The sequence below is a fragment of the Bradyrhizobium sp. DN3 genome, from assembly GCF_041357655.1.
Lineage (GTDB): Bacteria > Pseudomonadota > Alphaproteobacteria > Rhizobiales > Xanthobacteraceae > Bradyrhizobium.
On sequence record NZ_JAULLN010000067.1, the window covers coordinates 1 to 5457 of the forward strand.

The 5457-nt window shown below is 57.7% G+C and carries 3 protein-coding genes; all 3 read left to right on the forward strand.

Translation table 11 applies throughout. The features are described 5' to 3' along the window. Positions 1-695 precede the first annotated feature (695 nt). The 3 genes from AAE027_RS39285 to AAE027_RS39295 all read left to right on the forward strand — a co-directional run bounded on the left by AAE027_RS39285 (position 696) and on the right by AAE027_RS39295 (position 5178). Complete coding sequence (locus tag AAE027_RS39285; RefSeq protein ID WP_091898914.1) at positions 696-932, forward strand: hypothetical protein; 237 nt, start codon at positions 696-698, stop codon at positions 930-932. Between the two features lie 209 nt (positions 933-1141). Beyond that, a complete protein-coding gene (locus tag AAE027_RS39290) occupies positions 1142-2932 on the forward strand; it encodes a PHA/PHB synthase family protein (protein WP_370991147.1) in 1791 nt (596 codons plus the stop codon). A 512-nt stretch (positions 2933-3444) separates the two neighbouring features. Next, positions 3445-5178 carry an adenylate/guanylate cyclase domain-containing protein gene (locus tag AAE027_RS39295; RefSeq protein WP_370991146.1) on the forward strand — a complete coding sequence of 578 codons (1734 nt, stop codon included), beginning with the start codon at positions 3445-3447 and terminating at the stop codon, positions 5176-5178. The last annotated feature ends 279 nt before the right edge of the window (positions 5179-5457 follow it).

Genomic DNA, 5457 nt, shown 5'->3' on the forward strand with positions numbered 1-5457 from the left:
GAATCATATCGCGCGAATCACATCAAGCGCAGCGTTTTCACACAGCCAGGGTCAACAGCAGCGGTCAGCCCAACGATCGTGCGGCGCCCGGTTGCCCGCAGATAGCCGACATGGCGGCGGCTCCTATGTTATTCAGCTCAGGGGCCAATTCCGGAAGTTAGTCGTTCGATAAAATAGTCAGATCGGCCGCCCTCATTAGTGTGGCCGATCTCCGTCGACGACTGCGCAGGCGCTATTCGCTCATTCGGTTATTCCGCTCTACCATCTGCACCTTCTTAACTTCCTCTGCCGACCCACGTCGGCACCCCGTCGCCGGCCGCCGAAACCAACAAATGCAACGCGGCCCCGTGGGATCGAAATAAACAGCCAGCAGCTGTATGAGAGATTTAAAGTTCGCTTGCATCAAATGCCAATGGGGTAGGCGTTTGATGAGCACCAAAAGCAATCGGCGCTAAATTCCAGCAAACGCAAGCCCTTGCGTGACGCTCATTCAACCTTCAAGCGCTCATTCAATATCCTGCCCATTTTTGTGTTTAAATTAAACATTTAATATGATATTTTAATGACATTTATTTGATTCGGGGCGTTGAGATTGGATCGGTACCCAGATTTTGACGAACTCGTTTTGGTGGCAAGGGCCCATTGACAATCGATTTGCGCTCTACGGTTGTGAACCCTTTACTCGGAGAAAAATTATGGAGCAGAAAGGTTCTCATTCGACACGCATCCCAAAGTCAGGCTCAATCAGCTTCGGCCGTTCGAAAGCAGATTGCGTGATTCGCAGCATCTCCGCATACGGTGCCGCCCTGGATATTGTTGGAGATGGAAAGATTCCCGACGACTTCGCGCTGACCGTCATTCCGGACGGTGACCTGCGCCGGTGTGCAGTGGTCTGGCGTAAAGAAAAGCGTATCGCCGTCGCATTCTATTGACACGCCACCAGCTCATGCGGATGCAGGTGGAAGTCCTTAGGGCCATAGGCGCCGGCGACGAACAGGGGCTGGTGCACAGAAACCCGGCTTTAACATAACCGATCAACCCTACCTGCCGACGCGCGTGTCACCAACCGCATGCGGTGAGGTGTTGTTTTTTTGGAAGCTACCCAAAACGGCTTGGTCAGGCCTGTCAGGAGGAAAGACTTATGACCGAGAAGTGGATGGAGCAGCCCATCTGGGATCCGATTGCCCTTGCAGCGCAACTGCGTGACATCACGAAACAAACCCAAGTACTGATGCGGCACTTCACGCCTCATGAGGCTGACGCGATTAAGTTCGGCGTGGGTGAATGGTCAATGCTTGGGTTTGATTTTTTCGAGTTCATGACGAGGATGATGACCGACCCGGCGGTGGTCGCGCGCGCGCAGATCGGCCTATTCCACAACATGGTAGGTATCTGGCAGAAAACCGCGGTACGCCTACTCATGCTGCGTGCACGCGAGGCCGATACTTCAAAAGATAAACGGTTCAAGCATCCGGAATGGAGCGAGAATGCTGTCTTTAGCTTTATGAAAGACAGTTATCTTGTTGCAGCAGCGTCGGTTCTTTCTGCAATCCGCGAAGTCAAAGGCATGGACGATGCCTCTGCCCGCAAGGTCGACTTCTATACCCGCCAGCTGGTTGATGCCCTGTCCCCTTCCAATTTCGTCGCTACCAATCCGGAGGTCCTCACCGCAACCTTGGCGTCGGGCGGACAGAACCTGCTGCGCGGTTTGGAGAACCTTCTTGCCGATCTGGAGCGCGGCAAAGGCCGTCTTGCGATCACGATGACCGACATGAAGGCTTTCCGCCTCGGCGAAAACATCGCAATGACTCCCGGAAAAGTGATCTATCAAAACGAGCTCATGCAACTAATCCAATATACGCCGTCGACACAAGAGGTCCGCAGGCGGCCACTCCTCATCGTGCCGCCGTGGATCAACAAGTTCTATGTTCTCGATCTGCAGCCGAAAAACTCTTTCATAAAATGGGCCGTCGATCAGGGACATACTGTTCTCGTCATCTCCTGGGTAAATCCCGACAAGCAGCACGCTGAAAAGACCTTTGAAAACTACATGCTCGAGGGCCCCTTGGCGGCCCTCGATGCTATCGAGTCTGCGACCGGAGAGCATAGCGTCAACGCGATCGGCTATTGCCTCGGCGGAACACTGCTAGCCTCGACGCTGGCATATTTGGTCGCGAAGGGCGAGGACCGGATTACAAGCGTCACCTATTTCGCGACGCTCGTCGATTTTACCGAAGTTGGGGATATGGCCGTCTTCATAGACGAAGAGCAATTGGCATATCTCGAAAGACGGATGCGCCAGCATGGATATCTGGAAGCGCATCAAATGGCGACGACGTTCAACATGTTGCGCGCCAATGACCTGATCTGGTCGTTTGTCGTTAGCAATTATCTGCTCGGCAAGAAGCAAATGCCCGGTGATCTTTTGTTTTGGAACTCCGATTCGACCCGCATGCCCGCGGCGATGCATTCGTTCTACTTGCGCAGGATGTATCACGAAAATCTCCTGGCAAAACCTGGTGGGATCACGTTGGCGGATACGCCGATAGATCTGTCGAAAGTCAGGACTCCGAGTTTCATTCTGGCAACCCGCGAAGACCACATCGCGCCGTGGAAATCGACGTATGCGGCGACACGCTTGTACTCCGGACCGGTCAAGTTCGTGTTATCCGATGCTGGCCATATGGCTGGCGTCATCAGCCCACCAGGCACCAAATACGGGCATTGGGTGAACGACGATTTGCCGCCCAGTCCAGACGAATGGTTCGTCAACGCTGCGCCTTGTCAACGGTCGTGGTGGCTGCTTTGGGACGAATGGGTAACCCAATTTGACGAAGGCCGCGTTCCGGCTCGCGACCCCGGCAGCGGTGGGTTGCCGATTATCGAAACCGCGCCCGGTTCCTACGTCCGCGTGAGATCGATGGCCTTGTAGGTTGCGGCGGAGGTGATCTGTCGCTGCGCGCAAATCAGAATTACGGAACGTTGATGTCCGCTCGGGTCTCAGCAGCTAATATCCCTGCGGAGCGATCCGGATGCCCTTGCCTGTCCGCTTTCAAAGAACGAGGTGTAGAAAATAGGGAGATCCCGGTCTCAGTATGCAAGTTCGGCATTTCCGGTATGGGTCATTCGCGTCGATTTGGCCGCGTCACCACCACGTCCGGTCTGGCCCCAGCTGCCGACGTGCCCGGCGCCATGGCGATCTTCGCCTTCGGGCCAGAAGGCGACATTGGCGGCCCGGACTCGATCTCTATTTGGTGCGCACCGCGGGTCAGCTCAGGCGCACCCCGGGTCAGCACAGTTGACGTTTCAACTTAGCGCATGACCGAAACGTCAAAGCGCGTTTGGCGCTGCGCTCTGATCCGTTTAGAGTATGGTGGATCGGTGAGGCCTGGTGCGGCCATGGTGCAAGAGCGGGTCCGAGTCGAGCGAAGATTATCAGCGATCTTGGCCGCCGACGTGGCCGGCTATTCTCGGCTCATGCACAATGACGAAGAGGCGACACACGCCAAGCTGACGGCCCTTCTCGCCGGAGGTGTCGAGCCCGCAATTGCGCAGCACGGCGGTCGCATCGTGAAGAACACCGGCGACGGGTTTTTGGCTGAGTTTCCAAGTGCGGTCGAAGCGGTGCGGGCTGCCATGCAGTTTCAGTCCCGCATCAACGCACTTACCTGCGACGACGCGGAAGACAGGCGCATTCTCTTCCGTGTGGGGCTCAATATCGGTGATATCATCGTCGAAGCCCATGACATCTTTGGAGACGGCGTCAATATAGCGGCGCGGCTCGAGAGCATCGCCGAACCCGGCGGCATCTGTATTTCTCAGACTGTCCTCAATCACGCGCGCGACAAGGTGCCGTTCGACGTTGAGGAAGCGGGTGAGCAATCTCTGAAGAACATCGCCCGGCCTGTCCACGTTTACCGCATCATCATCGACCCGGGCCCGCGGACTGCGACGCCCAAACGCGAGATTCCGGCGCTCGCGTTGCCTGACAAGCCGTCTGTCGCCGTGCTGCCGCTGACCAATATGAGCGGCGACCCCGAGCAGGAATTCGTCTCCGACGGTATCGCCGAGGATGTGATCACGGCGTTATCGCGTTATCCCTCATTGTTCGTCATCGCACGGAACTCGTCGTTCACTTACAAAGGGCGAGCGGTTGATGTGAGACAGGTCGGGCGCGAGCTCGGCGTCCGCTACGTGCTTGAAGGTAGCGTGCGCAAGGCCGGCAGCCGGATCCGCGTGACCGCGCAGCTCATAGAGGCGGCGACCAGCAATCATGTATGGGCCGAGCGCTACGACCGCGATCTGGCAGATATTTTCGCCGTCCAGGATGAACTTACCGAAGCGCTGACGACTGCGCTCGCCCCCGCCATTGCAGACGCCGAGCTCCGACGCGCCATGCGCAGGCCGCCGGGCAGCCTTGATGCCTGGGCCGCCTATCAGCGCGGCCTGTGGCATCTGAGCAAAGCGACCGCAGAGGACGATGAGAGCGCCGAGAAATTCTTCAGACAGGCGATCGATCTCGACCCGACCTTCAGCGGCAGCTACAGCGCGCTCGCTCTGTACCAGCTGCAAGCGGCCGCGCTCTACCAGAAGATTGGCCTGCGAGACGCGCAACACTCGGCGGAGGCCTTGGCCCGCCGGGCGGTCGCGCTCGATGGTGCCGATGCCGAAGCCCGTTCGTGCCTTGGCTGGGCCTTGCAAGCACGCGGCGAGGCTGACGATGCGTTGGCGGAGATCGAGCGAGCTCTCTCTATGAGTCCAAATCTGGCGATCGCGCATGGCCATCGAGGCGCGACGCTGATCTTTGCCGGACGGCACAAGGAGGGGGTCACGTCTCTCAACGTGTGTATCAGGCTCGATCCCCGCGATCCCTATCTGGCAGTCCGCTTGTTGCACATTGCGTGCGGTTTATATTTCTGCGGCGAATACGAGGCTTCGATCGAGGCCGCAAAACGCCTGATCCGGTCGTATCCGAATTTTCCGATGATCTACCGCTGGTCCGCGGCGGCGCTGGGCCAGCTTGGCCGCACAGCGGAAGCGAAGGAAGAACTGGAAAAGGCCGTCTCGCGCGCACCGGGGGCATTAGATATGTATGTCCGCAACAGAGCTCCGTGGTTTCGTCCAGAAGACCACGCGCATCTCGTCGACGGTCTGGGTAAGGCCGGATGGAGGGGGTGAGGCTGCATTGAACTGCGGGCCATCCCTTCTGTTTGCAGCGAGCTGTTCGACGTTTCCCGCACGACGTCTCTTGTCGGATTGCCAAACATCCGATTCGGGTCAATCGCGTCGGTTTGGCTCTCGGATGCGAACTTCCGGCCTACCCTTGTGAACCGACATGTCGCTGCACTTCGTCAACGGAAGCGATGGGCCATGAGCAGTCGCGAAGGCAGGGCGTTGCTAGTTCACTCGCTCAACAAGATGCGCACGCGAGGGTGCAGGGTCAAACCGATCGGCGAA